Below are 20,465 nucleotides of genomic sequence, written 5' to 3' on the forward strand. Positions count from 1 at the left end.
TACCATTACCCCCATAAGATTTTTTTATAATTATCTGGATCTGTGTCGCCTTCTGTTGAGAACATCAAAACAGTTGAGTTTTCATCTAGTTTCAATGTGTCACGTAATTCTTTGTATTCAGGATCTTGCATAGCTGTTGCGACTAAGCCCATTGCTACGGCACCTGATTCTCCCGAAATAACTTGTGGATCTCCTTTTAATGGAGCACCTAGCATTCTCATTCCTTTTTCTGAAACCCAATCTGGTGCTGAAACAAAAACAGATGTATGGTTTTCTAAAATATCGAACGAAATCGTATTCGGCTCGCCACAAGCAAGTCCTGCCATGATTGTTTGCAGATCACCTTCGACAAAACGGATTTTTCCATCTTTTTCAATCGCTGATTTATATAAACAATCTGCTGCCTGTGCTTCAACCACAACCATCGTTGGCGGGTTATCAGGATAAAGATTAGCGAAATAACCTACGACTGCTCCTGCTAGACTTCCAACACCAGCTTGTACAAATACATGTGTTGGACGTTTATTGCCTGCGGCTTCTAATTGTTTTGAAGCCTCTAAAGCCATCGTGCCATACCCCTGCATAATCCATGTTGGGATTTTTTCATAACCATCCCAAGCGGTATCTTGAACCATGACACCGTTTTCAGTTTCTTCAGCCATCTTGTTGGCCATCCGTACACACTCGTCATAGTTGACTTCTTCGATGGTTACTTTAGCGCCTTCTTTTTCAATATTTTCCTTCCGTGTTTGAGTTGAACCTTTCGGCATTAAAACAACTGATTTTTGTCCTAATTTGTTCGCCGCCCAGGCAACTCCTCGCCCGTGATTTCCATCTGTCGCAGTAAAAAATGTTGCTTGACCAAACGCATCACGCAGTTGATCAGAGGTTAAAACATCGTAGGTCAGATCAGCCACATCTTTCCCTAGTTTTTCTGCAATATAGTTTGCCATTGCAAATGAGCCGCCAAGTACTTTAAACGCATTCAACCCAAAGCGATATGATTCATCTTTGACAAAGAAATCTTTTAGCCCTAGATAAGCTGCCATATTTTTTACCTCAGCCAAAGGCGTTTGACTGTATTGCGGAAAACTCTGATGAAATGCTAAAGCTTTTTCAATCGAGTCCTTTGACATCAGTGATAGATACTGATCATCTGTTTTTGGCATTTCATTTGCCGTCCATTTTATTTTTTCCAAAAATGTTCCCCTCCGTAGTTAGTATTTAAATCAACTAAGTTGATTGATTCCCTTCATTCATAGGATCGATCTTGCGGAAAACGAAGTTCCCTTGCTTTTCAGTGATTACGTGACCAGCTTCAGCAACCTTTTGCCCTCGCAGATACACAGCTCTCGCTGATCCTTGTGTTTCAAAACCGTCATATGGTGTATAATCGACATTTTGTAGCTGCGTTGCTGCTGAAATTACACCACTTGTTTCAGGATCCCAAATGACGATATCCGCATCACTACCTGTCTGAACAATCCCTTTTTGAGGATATAAAGCAAATTGCTTCGCAATGTCTTCAGACAATAAGGCGACCATTCGTTCTAAGGAGATTTTGCCGGTCGTTACGCCATAGGTATAAATCAGCTCCGGACGCGTTTCTACTCCCGGCATTCCATTCGGAATTTTGCTGAAATCTTCTCTGCCAATCGTTTTTTGTCCCTCAAAATTAAAGCTGCAATGATCCGTAGAAATCGTATTGACTGCACCATTTATAACACCTGACCATAAAGTCTCTTGATCTTCTAGAGACCGCAAAGGTGGAGAACAAACGTATTTGGCGCCTTCAAAATTAGGAGCATCATATAGGTGCTCATCCAAGACCAAATATTGCGGACAGGTTTCTACATAGACTTTTTGTCCTCTTGCACGTGCTCGACCTACTGCTTCTAATGAACGTTTTGTGCTTAGGTGAACAATATTTACCGGAAGGTCAGCTAAATGTGCAATCATCAAGTAACGTTCTACAGCTTCAGCTTCTACTGAATCTGGTCTAGTTAGAGGATGATAATGTGGACTTAGTTTTCCCTCTGAGACAAATTTTGCGATCATCTCATTGACCATGTCGCCATTTTCACAATGTATGCCAAGCATTCCCTGATAGTTACGAATCTCCTCCATCGCCTCGAATATCTCCGCATCTTTTGTACGTAAGTTATCGTAAGCCATGTACATTTTAAACGAAGTAATACCAGCGTCGATCATCTCTTTGATTTCTGCCTTAATTTCAGGATTCCACTCAATAATCGACATATGGTAGGTGTAATCGCACGAGCTATTGCCTTGTGCCAGCTTATCCCAAGAGGCTAAACAGTCTTTCAAGGAACTGCCTTTGTTTGGTGTTGCCATGTCGATAACCGTCGTTGTTCCTTTGGCTACGGCTGCTTTACTGCCGGTGGTGAAATTGTCTGCAGTTCCCATCGATCCTTTGCCATTGTTTAACTCTAAATGTGTATGTGCATCAATAAATCCTGGCAGTAGAAAACATCCGGAGACATTTTCTACTGTAGAATCATTGACCGTTAAGTTTGTGCCCATTTCCACTATTTTTTCGCCATCGATTCGGACATCTAATTGACGGCGCTCGTTTGCGGATACCACTACTCCGCCATTTAAAAGAATAGACATTTTTTAACCTCCATCAATTCAGAAGTTGTTTTTGCGCAACTCATGTCTTTTACATTTGCATACAATAATCATAGCTCTCGATCATCGTATCCATCAATTCAATAATATCCGCTGGAATATCCACCCCTTGATCCGTTAAACGAATCGTTGTGACATTGCCCCATAAACGAACGAGACATGTTTTTTCACGTGGATCAATTACATAGAACCCTGAATTTGTACTATCGTTGAAATCTGCTTCTGTATTGAACAAAGTAAATTTGTCTTTGTATGGTGCACTTGCATAAGGACAGAAGGTCTCACAGTTCCCACATTCATTACACATCCGATCGACATGGACAATTTGCGGTTGACCTTTGACAGTCACAACGATGTTGGCACGATTTGGACAAACATCCATACAGGATTCACAAATCGTTGAACATTCTAAACAGTTACTTGCTTGTCCACATAGTGCTTCATTAGGTTCAAGAATCCCGCGTTTGTTGCGGACAAAAGCCACATCATCATTTAAGTTTGTTTGTTCGTAATGCTCGTTATGGATCTGACAAATATTTTCAGCGGCTTTTGTTGCATCTGCGATTGCTTCAACGATCGTCGCAGGTCCTAAATTGGCATCACCGATCACGTAAACATCTTTTAGATTTGTTTCTAATGTTTCTGGGTTTGAGACAACTTTTCCATATTGATCTGTCGTGATTCCGATAGACTGATAGAAATCAGTATCCACCTTCTCACCAACAGCGGCAATAACAGTATCTGCAGATACTTCTGTCAGTTCGCCAGTTCCAACAGGTCTACGTCGTCCAGAAGCATCACGTTCACCTAAACGCATTTTTTCACAAGTTAAGCGACCATTTTCTAATTTGATCGGTGATAATAGCTCTAAGAATTCTACGCCATCTTCTAAAGCGAAATACAATTCTTCTTCGTCTGCTGGCATATTCCGTTTGTCTCTACGATAAACAACAGAAACTTTTTTCACACCTGGCAGCGTCGTCGCAGCTCTAGCACAATCCATCGCCGTATTTCCTCCGCCGACAACAACAATTTGTTCTCCATAAGGATTGACTTGTGTATTTTCACGATTTGCTTTTAAGAATTCAAGTGAATTGATTGTTTCACCAGCTTCTAGTCTTAATTTTCCATGTTTCCACGCACCGATGGCATAAATCACATTTGTATAGCCTTGTGTTCTTAGTTCTTCTAAACTTGGTGCAGCTTGTCCAGTTTTAAATTCAGCCCCCATGAATTTTGCCATTTCTACATCATTTTGAACTGATTTCATTGAGATTCTAAATTCTGGAACAATTTGGCTACAAACCCCGCCAATCGTCTCTGCTTTTTCAAAAACGGTGACTGGCATTCCTTCACGAGCAAGTAGATACCCGGCTGAAATCCCGGCTGGTCCGCCACCAACAACAGCGGTTTTAACAGCATCTTTCTTCTGAATCGGTTTTTGCATTGAAGCCATTAATTCATCATAGGCATGTTCTGCTGCTTCTAATTTTGCTTCACGGATTTTAATCGATCCCTCGTAAAATTGACGTGTACATTTTGTCATACATGGATGTGCACAAATAGTACCTGTAATAAACGGCAATGGATTTTTATCCACGATTACCTTCAACGCTTCTAAATAGTTTCCTTCACTCACATAACGAAGATACGCTGGAATATCCTGATTGATTGGACAGCCGCCGTCACTTCGACAAGGCGCCGTATAACAGTTGGTCAAAGGTACAGTCGCCCGTAATTTAGGACTTTCTGATAATTTTATTGACTTTTTATAACGTCCCTGCGTTTTTGCTTTTTCAACAATTTTTGTTAGTTTATCTAGGTCCACTTGAACTGTCGTTGGATAATCTGATTCACCAAGTAAGTTTGCAACTTGATTCATCCGTTGATAACCACCTGGTTTCAACAATGTCGTTGCCATTGTAATCGGCCAAATTCCTGCATCGAAAATTTCTTTAATATTGAAAATGTCTGCACCGCCGGAATACGAAATTTGTAATTTACCATCAAACGCATCTGATAGTTTTTTTGCTAAAGAAATACTCAATGGGAATAACGAACGTCCCGACATATACATTTCATCACCAGGCAGCTCATCTTCTGCAATCCCAACTGGAAAAGTATTCGTGATTTTCACGCCAAAATTAAGTCCTTTGCTATCAGCTAGCTTCTGTAAACGAGTAAGCATCGGTACCGCATCTTCAAACTGCAAATCTTCAAGAAAATGATGGTCGTCAAATACCATATAATCAAAGCCCAGTTCATCCATCGTTTGGCGAGTATATTCGTACCCTAACATGGTTGGGTTACACTTAATAAATGAATTAAGTCCTTTCGTCTCAAGTAAATAGGTGGTAATTCGTTCAATTTCATCAGAAGGACACCCATGCAATGTGGAAAGAGTGATTGAACGGCAAACCTTCGGACTAATAGCATCAATATATGCTTTATCAATCTGTTTAAACTGAGGTAAATAGTTATACGCTGCTTCAAGGCATTCCTGCCAGATTGGAGTATTTTCAGCATTTTGCATATCTGTAATGTATTTATCCACTTTCGGTGATTGGATTCCTGCCAAGTCATAGCCCACACTCATATTAAAAATAAAGCCATCTGGATCCCCCAAACCTAATTCTTTACTCAATATTTTTAAAATAAACCACGCTTTTACATATTCGTCATAGGCTTCTGGCACGCGTAACTCTGTTGACCATTCGACGTTGTAACATTCATCTGCTGCAGTGATACAGGGTTTACTGACTGGTAAATCTTCGCCATCAATAATTTGAACGGTTTTGACTTCAAAAAAGCGAGAGCCAGTTAAATAAGAAGCAATGATATTTTGCGATAATTGTGTATGCGGACCAGCTGCTGGACCACATGGTGTTTCCATTTTCTCTCCAAAAAGCGGAATCGTTTTTGTTGGATCTGCTTTATAAAACTTCCTTACACCAAATATTGTTGATTCGTTTTTGTATTCATTCAAAATCCAGTTCAATAACCCATCGACCGAAATCGGGTGCATGATGTCACTCATGTTTGTCACTCCTTTTTATTTTATACTTATCATTGCAACTGAAACAAAGGCGTTGATCCGCTGTACAATGATCAAAACATTTGTTTCAGCACGTTTTTCTTTTCACTGTCTAAGCGTTGATCCGATTCCAAAGTGATTGCGCTTGTGCTTGTGCTGCATGCCATATTTTTTCTTCATCAACACCTTGTACTTCACGATTTCTCATTCGAACCTCGCCATTGATGATCGTATCTGTAACTGCTCCTCCATTCATTCCAAATAGAATATGAGCATTATAATTATCTTTAGTCATAGGTGTCGGACCTTTGTAAGCTAAAACAATCACATCCGCTGCTGCACCTTCTTCTATGACACCAAGTTTTTTCTCAAAATAACGATTGGCCATTTTAGGATTATTGGTAAAGAGCATTTCAGGAATTTCCGCCCAAGCTGCATTTGGATCTGCCAAATGATGTTTATGAATGATGTTTCCCACCTTATAGGATTCTGTCAGATCATTGGTATAGCCATCTGTTCCAAGCCCCATCAAGATGCCATAGTCATTAAACATACGCATTGCCGGCGGACAACCAACCGCATTGCCCATATTAGATTCTGGGTTTGTCACAACCATTGTATTGGTATCGCGTAACATTTCCATTTCATGCGGACCAATGTGAATGCAGTGACCAGCCATTGTTTGTTTCCCTAAAATCCCAAGATCATATAAACGATTGATAATTGGTTTGCCATGTTTTTTCAATGAATCATAGACATCTGCGATATCTTCTGCGATATGAATATGATAGCCTACGCCTTCTGGAGTATACGCTGCGCAATGTTCTAATGATTTATCTGATAGAGTAAACGCTGCATGCATGCCCATCATTGCTTTTTGCATATCGTCGTTTCTAGCAGCACTTGCTTTGATAAAATCAGCGTTTTCCTTAACAGCGGCTTTCATCTTGTCCTCTCCGTCACGATCGGACACTTCATAACATAGACATGTACGAACGCCCAGTTCATCTGCTGCGTTTGATAATTGTGTCAAACTTCCTTCGATAGCTCCATAGCTTGCATGATGATCGAAAACAGTCGTTACACCATTTTTGATACTGTCTAAATAAGCAATTTTTGCACTATGATAAGAATCGTCTAAATTCAATGTACGATCGATCCGCCACCATTGTCCTTCTAAAATATCCATGAAATTTTTAGGATGATAGCCATTAATACTCAATCCTCTGGCAAATGTACTATAGATATGATTATGCATATTGATAAAACCAGGCATGATCACGCCACCTTTAGCGTCAATAAACTCTTCCTTTGGAAACTCTTTCCGTAATTCAGCTGTCGTTCCAACTTTTTTAATTGTCTGTCCCTCAATTGCGACACAGCCATCTTCGAAAAATGTTCCTTGTGCATCTCTAGCAATCAACCGCCCGTTTCCTATTAATAACATCCTTGCTCCTCCTATTACTTCATTTTATTTTTTTAAAACCAAAGAAATCGCTTTCAACAATGATTGTTCAAATATTCACGAAAAGATAAATCGTTGTTCGCTTCTCTCTTTTCTGTTATCCTAAGGCTAAGAATGAAAGCGTTAGCATCATTGCTTTCAGCCAACTATTTCCTCTAACTCGAATAAATTATACCACTTAACCTAAAAAAAAACAATGCTGCCTAAAAAATATTTTTTAGTGCATAATGCCCATTGTCTTGTATTATAATTTGACGCATGATATCATTACAAACAGAGACTGGTAAAGGACTTTCTTCTATCGAAAGTAGTACATATGGTTGTTTTTCACTACCACAGTAATGGATTAATAAAGTCAAAAAATATCTTATCCAGTTTTAAATCATCTATTCATAGAAAGGAGAAGCATATGCTTTCGGATGAAAAATTAATTTTTCTCACTCAAGTTGCTAAAGCTTTAGCTGGCCAATTTGGAGAAAATTGTGAAATCGTTATTCATAAAATCAACGAAGATAATGTGAACAATACGATCGTTTCGATCGAAAACGGTCACGTTTCTTCTCGTCAACTTGGAGATGGACCTTCTCAAGTCGTTCTTGAAGCCTTGAAAAAAGATCCTGCAGACCTAGTTGATCATATTAATTATTTGACAAGAACCCATGATGGGCGAATTTTAAAATCAAGTACCATTTATTTCAAGGATAAATCTGGCAGTCTAGATGGGATCTTTGCCATCAATTACGATATTACTTCTTTGATTGCAGCTGAATCAACCTTAAAATCTCTAATTTCAATCGACGAACAAGAAGATACGGATAAAGAACCAGATTATATTCCTCAAGATATCAATGAGCTTTTAGACGACTTAATCGAAGAATCTGTCAAACTAGTTGGAAAACCTGTTCCATTGATGACTAAAGATGACAAAGTCAAGTGCATCCAGTTTTTAAATAACAAAGGAGCATTCTTAGTAACAAAATCAGGCGACAAAGTAGCGAACTTCTTTAATATCTCGAAATACACGTTATATAGCTATATCGATGCAAAATAATCGTCGCTAGCTATAAACCATTTGAAGTGATAAGTTGATTAAGTGATCAAAAGATAACTTTTCGAAGTGTCTGATGATCACTTTTTATATGTGCTTGTAAATTCTTTATATTATAGTAAGAAAAAGCAAAAGGAATTAATTTTTTTTTTTAATTGTGGTATTATAGATTGAGTTTATTGTTGAATGAAACAATAATTTTTGAGACGAATTGGAGGACACTTTATGGGAATCAGAAGCCAAGCAGCTATCTTCGCTGGAAAAACTTCTCAATGGCTATTACAAACTTTTTTCAAAGGGGGCAGCAGCTACCCGGGAAAATTAGCATTAAAAATCGATCCAAAAATTTTAGATACATTAGCAAAGGATTACGAAATCATCGTTGTCACTGGAACCAACGGAAAAACCTTGACTACAGCTTTGACGGTGAATATTTTGAGACAGGAATTCGATCATGTTTTGACTAACCCAACAGGTGCAAACATGGAGCAAGGAATTGTTTCGACATTCTTATCAGCTAAAAACAAAGGTGCAAAGAACAAATTTGCGGTCCTTGAAATTGATGAAGCTAGCTTAAGCCGTGTAACAAAATACATCGAACCAAAATTATTTTTGTTTACCAATATCTTTCGTGACCAAATGGATCGTTACGGTGAAATCTATACGACGTACAAATTAATCGTAGATGGTGCAGCACAAGCGCCTAATGCGCCAATTCTATGCAATGGCGATTCTCCAATTTTTAATTCTGTTGAAACGGTCAACCCAAGAAAATATTACGGCTTCAATCATCAACCAGATAAGGAACAAATGGCTCATCATAATACAGATGGTTTACTTTGCCCTAAGTGCCACCATATCCTACATTATAAGATGATCACCTATGCCAATTTAGGGAAATATTATTGCCCTCATTGCGACTTCCATCGCCCAGAATTAGATGTCCAGCTAACCGAAATGGTTCGTATGGATAATGTTTCTGCTGATTTTGTTATTGATGGTGCAGAATATGGCATTGCAGTTGGTGGTATGTACAATGTCTATAATGCTTTGGCTGCAACGGCCGTAGCAGAACATTATGGAGTAGCTCCAGATAAAATCAGAGCAGGCTTAAGCTACGATGAAAAAGTTTTCGGACGTCAAGAAATCATCAACATCGAAGGAAAACAATGTACACTGATCTTAGTAAAAAATCCTGTAGGTTTGAATCAAGTTATCGATATGATGGGATTAGCTCCTTACCCGTTTTCTTTAGTTTCATTACTTAACGCTAATTATGCTGATGGAATCGATGTCAGCTGGATCTGGGATGGTGACCACGAGGCATTAGCTACTATGGATATCCCAGAAGTGATCGCAGGCGGTGACCGTCATCAGGATATGGCGTTACGCTTAAAAGTAGCAGGCATTTCTGAAGATAAATTGCGAGAAATTCCTGCATTAGATGATACAGTTCAAGCAATCAAAGAGCTGCCAACGGATCATGTTTACATTTTAGCAACCTATACCGCAGTATTGCAGTTACGAAAATCTTTAGCTGCTCAAGGCTATATTCAAGGAGGAATGAATGGTGCCTAAAGAATTAGTTGTTTGTCATTTATATGGCAATTTATTGAATACCTATGGTGATAACGGAAATTTATTGATGTTAAAATATCTTTCTGAAAAAATGAATGTTACCTACCGATCTGAAATCGTGAGCGTTTATGAAGATTTTGATCCCAATAAATATGATTTGGTCTTTATTGGCGGCGGGCAAGATTTTGAGCAGCTGATCATCTCAGATGACATTCAGACTAAAAAAGAAGCGCTAACTGAATACATCGAAAATGACGGTGTGATGTTGGCGATTTGTGGCGGCTTCCAATTACTTGGCCACTACTACATGGGCGCAAAAGGAGAAAAAATCCACGGCATCAGCGCGTTAGACCATTATACTCTTAGTCAAGATAACAATCGCTACATTGGAGATATCGTTATTCATAATGAAGAATTTAATGAAACCTATTATGGTTTCGAGAATCATAATGGCCGAACCTTCTTGGGCAAAGGTGAACGTCCTCTGGGAAACGTTGTTCAAGGAAAAGGAAACAATAGTGAAGACGGTTCTGAAGGCGTGATTTATAAAAATGTATTTGGTTCGTATTTCCATGGACCGATTCTAGCTAGAAACCAAAATTTAGGCATTCGGTTGATCAAAACAGCTTTAGAAAAAAAATATGGAGAACCTTTGGTCATTCCTCAGGAAATGATTCCAGTTGAATAACACGCTCTATAGAATAGCTTTACAAAAGTACACGAATTTTCACTAAAAATCGAACCGTAAATAACTGTTGTCTTTCTGATAACAATTATTTACGGCTCTTTTACGTTTGGTGAGCTTACATCGACACACGACCATGGATTTTTTCATTTTACTCTCCCCTTTTTTAATTACTTTTATTGATTTTTTTTATCCCCTCTACTCTTATTCATTTTGAACAACAATTAGACAGATTTACTCGAAAAACAAAGAATGTATCTCTTCCAAATTATGCTAGAAATAGTTAGACACAATACAACTTATTTTCAGCTGCTCTTCGTCAGTAAAATTTCACCCTTTATTCGTATTGTTAATTTGTAGCAACCTTCGTAATATGCTACAGTTAAACGAGCAGATGAGAATTATTTAAGAAAGAAACAGATTATTCTCACAGAATACATACTTATTTACAACGAATCATCTAAATAAATCAACTGGAGGTAACGATGAAGAAGAATTTATTTTTTGGGTTAATTGGGATCACTTTATTTTTTACAGTGGGGACAATTAGTGCTTCCTCCGAAGAAGTAGTAAATGAGCCTCAAAGTACTGTAGAAAATGAAATCACTGAAACAACAACTAGTGAACAAGCAATACAAAGCACACAAAGCACTACAGAGACAACAGAAGCAGTAACTACTAGCTCCGAAAGTATTACAGAGTCCAAGCCTGAGCCTACAGCAGAAAAGACTACAGCGCCAATGACTCTCAATTATTCAATTTACAATGAGCAATCTGGCTGGCAAGCAAACCAAAGCAACGGAGCCGTTGCTGAATATCCCAATGGCAGAATTGAAGCGTTAAAAATCAACATTGAAGGTTCTACTGCAGAACTAGGCACGATCCAATATCGTGCACATGTAGCCGATGTCGGCTGGCAAAATTTTGCTGATGTTAATAGCATTAGTGGTATCTCCGGCAAACGGATGGAAGCTGTCCAAATCCAACTAACAGAGACTCTTAAAGCAAATTATGATATTTACTACAGACTCCACGTCCAAAATTTTGGCTGGCTAGACTGGGCAGCCAATGGGCAAACCGCTGGTACGACTGGTTTTTCCTATGAGATCAAAGGGATCCAAATTCAACTAGTAGAAAAAGGACAAACGGTACCTGGCAAAACTGTGCGCCCCTTTGTCCAATATAAAAAACCGAATATAAAGTATCAAAGTCATATCCAAGACATCGGCTGGCAAGGGATCAAGACTAATGGTGAATTGAGCGGAACAACAGGTCAGTCAAAGCGGATGGAAGCGATGAAGATTACAGTGGATAATACACCTGTTTCAGGTGGTATTGAATACCGCAGTCACGTTCAAGACATTGGCTGGCAAGGTTATGTTACCAACAATGCAATGACTGGCACAATGAAGCAATCGAAACGAATGGAAGCACTGAGTATTCGTTTAACTGGGGAATTAGCCCAACACTTTGATGTCTATTATCACGTTCATGCAAAGAATTTTGGCTGGATGGACTGGGCAAGTAACGGTCAAGATGCTGGTACATCAGGCTTCAGCTATCAATTAGAATCAATTGAAATTCGTTTGGTTAAAAAAGGAACTGCCGCACCCGGCGCAGTAAAACGCTACTTTGTTCAATATAAACAGCCTACTGTTACTTACCAAAGCCACGTCCAGGATAAAGGCTGGCAAGCGCCAAGTACAAACGGACAAACGAACGGCTCTACCGGCCAAAGCAAGCGTGTGGAAGCAATCAAAGTAAACGTTGCAAATGCCCCTGTATCTGGCAGTATCGAATATAGAACCCATGTCCAAGATAAAGGCTGGCAACACTATGTAGCGAATAATCAGCTAAGCGGAACAACAGGTCAGTCGAAGCGTGTAGAAGCTTATGATATTCGTTTAACTGGCGAATTAGCCAAACATTTTGATGTCTATTATCGAGGTCATATTGAGAAAATAGGAAATTCAGGCTGGAATAAGAACAGCGGAATTGTCGGCAGCTCAGGATTTAGCTTACGTTTAGAAGCTATAGAAATCCAGTTGGTGCGAAAAAATCAAAAAGCACCGACCCTTTCTAAAAGCTTTTGGGAAAATAAATCAGCTGAATTGAATGTACCATTTATCAATCAATACGCTTCAAATGCACCTATGGGCTGTGAAGCAGCCTCTTTATTACAAGCACTCAAAACATTAGGCTATGCCAAAAACTATACGTTAACAGCATTTCTTAATGAAATGCCGATCTCATATAATAATGATCCTAATAATGGATTTGCCGGAAACCCTTATATAATCATGACAAATGGAGTTTACCAATCAATTTTTGCAAAACCATTAGCAAATTGGGGAACAAAATATGGCAACGTACAAAATATTTCAGGCAGCTCTGCTTCTAACTTAAAATTACAACTAACCTTAGGACGTCCGGTTGTTGTGTATGTCACTTATAATTTTGAATCACCAACTTACGGTTATTACTTTTGGGGCAAAGGAGTAGATAATGCACATATCATGACCTTAGCTGGCTATAATAGCACAACGAAGAAATATTTAGTTTCGGATCCGGCTAAAGGAAAATATTGGGTCGACTATGCTGTTTTTGAGAAAGCCTATAACCTTACTAAAGGAGCAGTCGTTGTTCGCTAATCTGCAAAATAAGCGCACTTAAGAACATAACCATTCAAAAAAAAAGCCAAAAAGTAACAGGGTCATAACTCTATGAGTTATGACCCTGTTACTTTTAATCCTAATAAACGGCGGAAACAGAAGTCACTCCTTCTGTCCATCCTGCTTTATACACTCCGATCAGATAGATCAACTATCTAATGCCTCAAACATTAGTAAATATATTCTTAATGCGATTACGCATCCACACCAGGTTCTGATGCGATGATCGTTAAATCACCTTCAATACGCCATTTGGTAATATCGCTTGGTAAAATAAAGCTAGTGCCTTTCGTTAATTCATAGCTTTCAGTTTTAGTAGTGTCATCCGTTTCAATGACTAAATGCCCAACACCAGCAATGACTGTTGCTAAAGTATATGGCGCATTTTTCTTTAATTTTAGAACACCATTGACTTGCCATTCATAAACATTGAAGAAGGTTGTTTTTAAATACGTAATAACACTTGATTGACCTTGATTTTGCTGATGAATGTTCAGTTGAGCATCCTTTGCAGGTACCGTTGTTACATCCACTGATTGTTGGATATGCAGTTCGCGTGTTTGACCTTGATCATCTTTTCGATCGTAGTCATAGACCCGATAAGTAGTATCGCTGCTTTGCTGCGTTTCTAAAATCATGATGCCTTTACCGATCGCATGGATTGTTCCGCTAGGTACATAGAAAAAGTCGCCTTTTTTCACAGGAACCTTTTTCAGTAAATCATCCCAACGCTCTTCTTTGATCATCGCTTCAAGCTCTTCGCGAGTCTTTGCATTATGTCCATAGATAATCGTTGAACCTGGCTCAGCGTCGATAATGTACCAGCATTCTGTCTTACCAAGTTCTCCTTCATGCGCTAGTCCATAGGCATCATCTGGATGGACTTGTACGGATAAATCGTCTTCTGCATCTAAAATTTTCGTTAATAAAGGAAAAACTTCTCCTTTGGCATTGCCGAACAATTCACGATGGTTTGTCCAAAGTTCATCAAGTTTTTGTCCTGCATATTCGCCATTTTCCACGACACTTACACCATGTGGATGGGCACTGATCGCCCAGTCTTCGCCAATTTTACTGCTAGGTAGGTCGAAACCGAAAACAGTGTGTAAACGATCTCCACCCCAAATTTTTTCTTGAAAAACAGGTGTTAAAAATAAAGGTTGCTGCATTGTTAAAGACTCCTTCCATTTTTACTCGAATCTATTATACCACTAAAAAGAAAGCGATTCATCTTTGATTGTTATTTTTCATTTAAATATAGTTGGATCAATTCATCACGCTTTTCGATATATTCCGTTCGTTGATCTACAGGATGAACACGATTAGAAAGAAAAATAAAGCCCTCTTTCTTTGGTATATCCATCAGTATAAAGGTTCCAGTATAGCCAGTATGAAACAATAAGGTTGAGCCGTCTACACCTTCTTTTAAATCCCAGCCGAGTGAACGGTGTCCTTTTTTATTTGGTGTCTGATCAACTAAAAGTGAATCGATCGTCTCTCTTTTTAATACACGAGATGGTTGATACGCACCTTCATTTAAATACATCCAAACAAATTTTTTCAAATCGGTTAAATTAGTAAAAAGTCCAGCATTGCCCGCATGTTCTGCTAAAACAAAGGCTTTAGGATCATGTGTCTGGCCACGAATCAATCCTCGGACAGGATGAATTTCTGTTGGGACAGTATCCGAAGCACGTTCAGGTAAAAAGCGACTTTCCGTCATAGATAACGGCTGCAGTACACGTTCTTGGAAAATCGCAACAGCATCTTTTCCCAAGATATTTTCCAGCATAAAACCCAATAAAATTGTTCCTGTGTCAGTATATGCAACCTTTGTTCCCAGCTGATCACCAGATTTCACATGATGATAGGCCTCTTTCAATGCTTCTTTTGACAACGCATCACGATTCTCGATATAACTTTGTATATCAGAAGTGTGTGTCAACAAATGACGAATCGTTATTTTTTCATCATCAAAAGCTGGATAATAGGTTTTAAATGGTTGATCAAGCTCGATCACACCGTTTTCAAGTAATTGTAGAACCACTGTTGTCGTACAGACAACCTTTGTCAATGAGGCCACATCAAAAAGCAGCGAACGCGTAAGCGGTTCAACTGTTGGTGTTGTTTGCGCCTTCCCCCATGTAAAATCTTCACTACTAGTTTTGGTGATAAATGAAAAACTAACACCTGAAAAAATACCATCATTCATTAATTGTTCAATTTTTGCTTTTGTTTTATCATACATCCTCGGATTCCTCTTAATTTCTTACAAACCACCATTCAATATTACTTGGGTCATAAATGGTTAATATCGTTTTTTTATTATCAATAAAAAAGTCTTGCTCATGCTCTTCTAGATGATTTTTTAAACGAACCATTTCATCTTCATGGTCAACATTTAACACAAAAAAATCAATACCAAGTGCCTCGTCTTCTGATTTTTGAGGTTTCATAATTTCTGATTTTTCTAAATGAATAGAAAAATTATGATTGTCTAACGTTAGTTTATCCGTTCTATCCTGTTGCGGAATCATTCCCAGCATATCTTGGTAAAACTGAAAATGCTCAGCTACATCATTCACAAATAGCTGAACTCGATCCAATCGAACACCTGAGGATAAGCTGGAATACAACACCTTACTATTCTTGATCAAGTCTGCAATATCTAATTCTTCCTTTTCTCTCACAGGTGACTCAATCCCCTCTTCGTAACTGACCTCAATACGATTTCCTTCTGGGTCACTTAAAAAGATACTTTTTCGACTGCCCAGCTGAACAGCACCCATAATAGGATAATTGTGGACAGTGATCCTCCTCAACAGACTGCTGAATTCTTCAAGCGTTGGAATCAACAACGAAAAACAGATAGAGTTCTCGTTGGATTTCATTAGCTCGTTTTCAACTTCAGTCTCCTCTAGTATCAATAATCGGCTATCCTTTTTTAAAGAACCGAAAATAGACAAATTATTTTCCTCTAGCTTTAAAACAAAACCCAACACATTCTTATAGAAGTTGATCATTTCATCCACTTCTTTTATTCGAATTGCAACCGTTTCTACATAGACATCTTTTGATAGTTTAAATTTCTCCATTCGACTTCCCCCTCCGAATGTCTCCTAAATTTCATTCTATACATCTCTACTAAATTCAGCAAGCAAATGCGCTTATCAAAAAAGTAAGTGTAGAAAGGGGTTTGTGAAAAAATTCTGCTTCTAAAATAAGCGTCTAGCTAAAATGATTTTTCAAGGTATTGTTGACAACCTCTTTGACATCCTTGACTACTGAAGAAAACGGCTGATTTGCATCCACGATGAAATGGGTTGGATAGTGCTTGATTATTTCTTTATTTCGAGCCTCCTGTTCATATAAAGCAGAACGTTCTTCAATAATCGTCGGAGCTTCTCCTCTTTCCTGCAATCTAGCTAACATATTTTCTTTAGAAACCTCTAAAAAAATGGGAATCACCAATGGTTTAAAAAGCTGTTCAATTGCTTGAAATCCTTGAATCGTCAGCACGTCATACGCAGGATGAGCTGTTGTCTTCATGATCAACTCATCGATGCCTACTCCATAATTGTATCCATTGTATGTATCAAATTCAGCTAAAGCCTTTGAACGGATCAACTGATCAAAGTGCTCTTGTGTTTCGAAATAATAATCAATTCCTTGCTTTTCGTTTACTCGTTGTGGTCGCGTTGTATGTGAAATTACTTTGTACTCTTTAGGAAAGACTGCTTCCGCAACTTTTGTTTTTCCAGATCCGCTCGGTCCGATAATAACAAAAAAAGGATGCTTCAATGCCCGTGTCTTCATCAAAATTCCTCCTTAACAAACTTACTATAACTATACACTAGCTTCAATAAAAAAACAGCTCTACTGCCACTAAAAAGTGACGGAGAGCTGTTGATTGACTTAGCTTAAATCTTGTCCGTTTGTTTCAATTACTTTTTTGTACCAGTTAAATGATTTTTTCTCATAGCGATTTAAAGTACCTTCGCCATTATCATCTAAATCTACATAGATGAAGCCATAGCGTTTGCTCATTTCTCCAGTTGAAGCACTGACTAGATCGATACAGCCCCAAGGAGTGTAGCCCATTAAATCAACACCATCTTTTATCGCATCTGTCATAGCTTCGATGTGTCGACGTAAATAGTCGATACGGTAATCATCCTCAACGTAAAAGTTTTCATCTACTTTATCGATTGCACCTAGTCCATTTTCAACGATGAACAATGGTTTTTGGTAACGGTCATATAATTCATTTAAAGCAATTCTCAACCCTTCTGGATCGATCTGCCAGCCCCATTCACTTGCTTCTAAGAATGGATTACGCACACCACCAAGCAAGTTACCAACTACTGTGTCCTCTTCTTCGGCAGTTTCGTTGACTGCTGATGACATATAGTAACTGAAACCGATATAGTCAACGGTATACTTCTTCATTAAGTCTAAATCATCTGGTCCGATTTCTAACTCTGACACACCATACTTTTCGAACATTCGTTGTTGATAAGCTGGATATTCTCCACGAACTTGTGCATCTGTACAGTAGAAATTAAATTCTTGATTTTGAGCAAGAGTCGCCATTTGATTAACTGGATTTGCATCGATACTATACGTTGTTGCATAAATGATCATACAACCAATTTGCATATCTGGATTGATTTCATGGCCGATTTTGACTGCTTTTGCACTAGCTACAAATTGATTATGCCATGCTTGGAAAACATTTTGATAATCGCCTGCACCAGTTGCTTTGACCATTCCTTGACTAAGAGCTGGGAAATGAAAAGCAGAGTTGATTTCATTGAATGTCATCCAATATTTGACTTTTTTACCATAACGATTCAGTACAACTTTGGCATAGTTTTCAAAGAAACCGATCAGTTGACGATTTTTCCAGCCGCCATATTCTTTTGCTAAATGCAAAGGCATTTCATAATGAGAGATAGTCACAACTGGTTCAATATCATGTTTTAAACATTCATCGATCACTTGATCATAAAACGCTAGCCCCGCTTCATTCGGCGTCACTTCGTCTCCTTTAGGAAAAATTCTTGCCCAAGCAATAGAGAAACGGTAACTTTTAAAGCCCATCTTTGCAAAAAGGGCAATGTCCTCTTTAAACCGATGATAATGATCGATCCCGCGATGATTAGGATAAATGTATTTATCTTCATCGATTTCCCAATTAAATGTATCACTACCTAAAACTTGGAAACGATGTTTACCGCCCGGCATTGCATCTGCAACAGACAATCCTTTTCCATCAGAAAGATACGCTCCTTCTAATTGATTGGCCGCTGTAGCTCCGCCCCATAAAAAACCTTCTGGAAATGCTGTAGCTTTAATTGACATACGATTTTCCTCCTTATTTTAACCTTCGCAGACTCTCTGCAAAGGATTCTAACAAAAATCAAAAAATAGTATCTTTTTTAAATCAACGTACAATAGCTAAAAAGTCTTCTCCATGCAATACATCTGTCTGCTCCATGTCCAATACGTCTAGAAAATCTCCACTGTTTGTTACAACGATCGGTGTAACGATTGGATGACCAGCTGCTTTAATTTTATCAATATCAAAGCGGATCAATAGATCTCCTTGTTTTACTTTGTTTCCTTGTTTTGCAAGAATTTCAAAGCCGTCTCCATCCATTTCAACAGTATCCATACCAATGTGCATTAAAACTTCAGCACCATCAGCAGTTGTGATCCCCACAGCGTGTCCTGTCGGGAATAAAGTTGTGATCTCTCCATCAGCGGGCGCATAAAGTTCACCAACTGTAGGTTCTACGGCAATCCCTTTCCCTAAAGCACCTGATGAAAACACTTGATCCTCTACCTTATTCAACGGAACGATCGTACCTGTTAAGGGACTTGTTAAAACAATTTTATCTTTTTTATTGTCATTTTTTATTTCTAAACTATTAGTTGAACTAGTTTCATTTGCCGATTTTGTTTTATCGTCAAATTTTAAAATGAAAGTAAGTACAAAAGCTACAACAAACGCAATAACGATACCAATAATTGCTGCAATAACGCCCGCCATACTTTTAGTGTCTTTTGGAATAAAGTTAGGTAAGCTAAACAATGTAGCTAATCCAAATGAATAATTTTTTACTTGACTGAAACCTACAAAAGCCGAACCGATTGCTCCACCAACACATGCTGCAATAAAAGGCTTTTTCAATGGTAGTGTAACACCATAAACCGCAGGCTCAGTAATACCAAAAAGTGATGTAACCGTTGATGATAATGCCAACCCTTTTAATTTAACATCTTTTGTCATAAAGAAAACAGCTAAAGTTGCACCGCCTTGTGAAATAACAGCTGGAATCAACAATGGCATCAATGTATCAACACCTCCGCCTGCTGGCGACAAGTTCAACATCATAATTGGAACAAAGCCCCAGTGCATCCCAAACATTACAAAAACTTGCCATAAACCACCCATAACAGCTCCGGCAATCAAAGGACTAAATCCATAAATACCATTATACCCTTTTCCAAGAAAATCCCCAATTACTGTTCCAATAGGACCAATTGCAATAAATGTAACTGGTGCCATTACTAAAAATACACCTAGTGGAACAAAGATAATCTGTAAAAATGACGGGACAATTTTTTTAAAGAATTTTTCAACATAGCTTTGTACATATACCGCTAAAATGATCGGAATTACAGAGGATACGTAGCCCATTTGACCAATAATCACAGGTATTCCCAAAAAGCTTAAGGTTTCGCCGCCCAATCCATTGATTGTCGGATGTACCAACGCCATAGCCAAACAAACAGCTAAAAACTGATTCGTATTAAATTTCTTAGCAGCTGTAAATGCCAATAAAATTGGTAAATAAGTAAAAATGCCATCTGCAATTGAGAATAATACTACGTAAATACCGTCAGTTTCAGCTACCCAATTTAATGTAAGAGCCAGTGAAAGGAATCCCTTTAAAACCCCTGCTCCAGCCATTGCACCTAAGAAAGGCGTAAATATAGAAGAAATAATATCGATCAATTGATTAAAAACATTCCCTTTCGGTCCTTGCTCTTTTTCTCCACTATCTTCACCTAAACCGCTGTGTGCCATCAATTCTTTATAGACATCGCTAACATGACTGCCAATAACCACTTGGTATTGTCCACCACTTCGAACAACTTGAATCACATCTGGATCTTGATTCAGTTTATCCGTTTCTGCCTTTTCCTCATCTTTTAATTTGAAACGTAAGCGTGTTGCACAATGAACCACACTATTTACATTTTCTTCTCCGCCGACCATCGATAAAACGCGTTCAGCAATTTCTTGATTTTTACTCATGTTT

At 38.4% G+C, this 20,465-nt stretch carries 13 protein-coding genes and 1 pseudogene; 4 read left to right on the forward strand and 10 right to left on the reverse strand.

From position 1 onward, the window contains the following. Positions 1-5 precede the first annotated feature (5 nt). From dpaL to ssnA, 4 genes are all read right to left on the reverse strand, one after another. Entirely contained in the window at positions 6-1,199 is a 1,194-nt protein-coding gene (dpaL, locus tag BCR25_RS13395; RefSeq protein WP_069664087.1) for a diaminopropionate ammonia-lyase, read from the reverse strand. 34 nt (positions 1,200-1,233) lie between these two features. Further along, positions 1,234-2,634, reverse strand: a complete 1,401-nt coding sequence (gene hydA, locus BCR25_RS13400; RefSeq protein WP_069664088.1) for a dihydropyrimidinase — start codon at positions 2,632-2,634, stop codon at positions 1,234-1,236. A 49-nt stretch (positions 2,635-2,683) separates the two neighbouring features. Beyond that, positions 2,684-5,689: a putative selenate reductase subunit YgfK gene (gene ygfK / locus BCR25_RS13405; RefSeq protein WP_069664089.1), complete on the reverse strand. Its 3,006-nt coding sequence runs from the start codon at positions 5,687-5,689 to the stop codon at positions 2,684-2,686. A gap of 109 nt (positions 5,690-5,798) precedes the next feature. Next, on the reverse strand, positions 5,799-7,133 hold the full coding sequence (gene ssnA / locus BCR25_RS13410) for a putative aminohydrolase SsnA (RefSeq protein WP_069664090.1): 1,335 nt from the start codon (positions 7,131-7,133) through the stop codon (positions 5,799-5,801). A 427-nt stretch (positions 7,134-7,560) separates the two neighbouring features. Between ssnA and BCR25_RS13415 the strand changes: the two genes are divergently transcribed. The 4 genes from BCR25_RS13415 (at position 7,561) to BCR25_RS13430 (ending at position 13,113) form a co-directional block, all read left to right on the forward strand. After that, the gene (locus BCR25_RS13415) at positions 7,561-8,202 is read left to right on the forward strand and encodes a helix-turn-helix transcriptional regulator (RefSeq protein WP_069664091.1); all 642 of its coding nucleotides are present in this window, start codon (positions 7,561-7,563) and stop codon (positions 8,200-8,202) included. Between the two features lie 222 nt (positions 8,203-8,424). Next, positions 8,425-9,777, forward strand: a complete 1,353-nt coding sequence (locus tag BCR25_RS13420; RefSeq protein ID WP_069664092.1) for a Mur ligase family protein — start codon at positions 8,425-8,427, stop codon at positions 9,775-9,777. Continuing rightward, positions 9,767-10,465, forward strand: a complete 699-nt coding sequence (locus BCR25_RS13425; RefSeq protein ID WP_069664093.1) for a type 1 glutamine amidotransferase — start codon at positions 9,767-9,769, stop codon at positions 10,463-10,465. The genes BCR25_RS13420 and BCR25_RS13425 overlap by 11 nt, the downstream gene beginning before the upstream one ends. A 482-nt stretch (positions 10,466-10,947) precedes the next feature. Then, positions 10,948-13,113, forward strand: coding sequence for a C39 family peptidase (locus BCR25_RS13430; protein WP_069664094.1), 2,166 nt, complete (start codon positions 10,948-10,950; stop codon positions 13,111-13,113). Positions 13,114-13,328: 215 nt separating this feature from the next. Here BCR25_RS13430 and manA read toward each other — a convergent pair whose 3' ends face one another. From manA to BCR25_RS13460, 6 genes and pseudogenes are all read right to left on the reverse strand, one after another. Beyond that, a complete protein-coding gene (gene manA / locus BCR25_RS13435; RefSeq protein ID WP_069664095.1) occupies positions 13,329-14,303 on the reverse strand; it encodes a mannose-6-phosphate isomerase, class I in 975 nt (324 codons plus the stop codon). A gap of 42 nt (positions 14,304-14,345) precedes the next feature. Next, positions 14,346-15,382 (reverse strand): annotated as a pseudogene (locus BCR25_RS13440) (serine hydrolase domain-containing protein). Between the two features lie 13 nt (positions 15,383-15,395). Next, positions 15,396-16,229 carry a VOC family protein gene (locus tag BCR25_RS13445; protein ID WP_069664097.1) on the reverse strand — a complete coding sequence of 278 codons (834 nt, stop codon included), beginning with the start codon at positions 16,227-16,229 and terminating at the stop codon, positions 15,396-15,398. A gap of 133 nt (positions 16,230-16,362) precedes the next feature. Then, positions 16,363-16,950 carry an AAA family ATPase gene (locus BCR25_RS13450; RefSeq protein ID WP_069664098.1) on the reverse strand — a complete coding sequence of 196 codons (588 nt, stop codon included), beginning with the start codon at positions 16,948-16,950 and terminating at the stop codon, positions 16,363-16,365. 99 nt (positions 16,951-17,049) lie between these two features. After that, positions 17,050-18,498, reverse strand: a complete 1,449-nt coding sequence (locus BCR25_RS13455) for a glycoside hydrolase family 1 protein (protein WP_069664099.1) — start codon at positions 18,496-18,498, stop codon at positions 17,050-17,052. 82 nt (positions 18,499-18,580) lie between these two features. After that, positions 18,581-20,461: a beta-glucoside-specific PTS transporter subunit IIABC gene (locus BCR25_RS13460; protein WP_069664100.1), complete on the reverse strand. Its 1,881-nt coding sequence runs from the start codon at positions 20,459-20,461 to the stop codon at positions 18,581-18,583. Between the last annotated feature and the right edge of the window lie 4 nt (positions 20,462-20,465).

This window comes from Enterococcus termitis (genome assembly GCF_001730305.1).
In the GTDB taxonomy this organism is placed as follows: domain Bacteria; phylum Bacillota; class Bacilli; order Lactobacillales; family Enterococcaceae; genus Enterococcus_L; species Enterococcus_L termitis.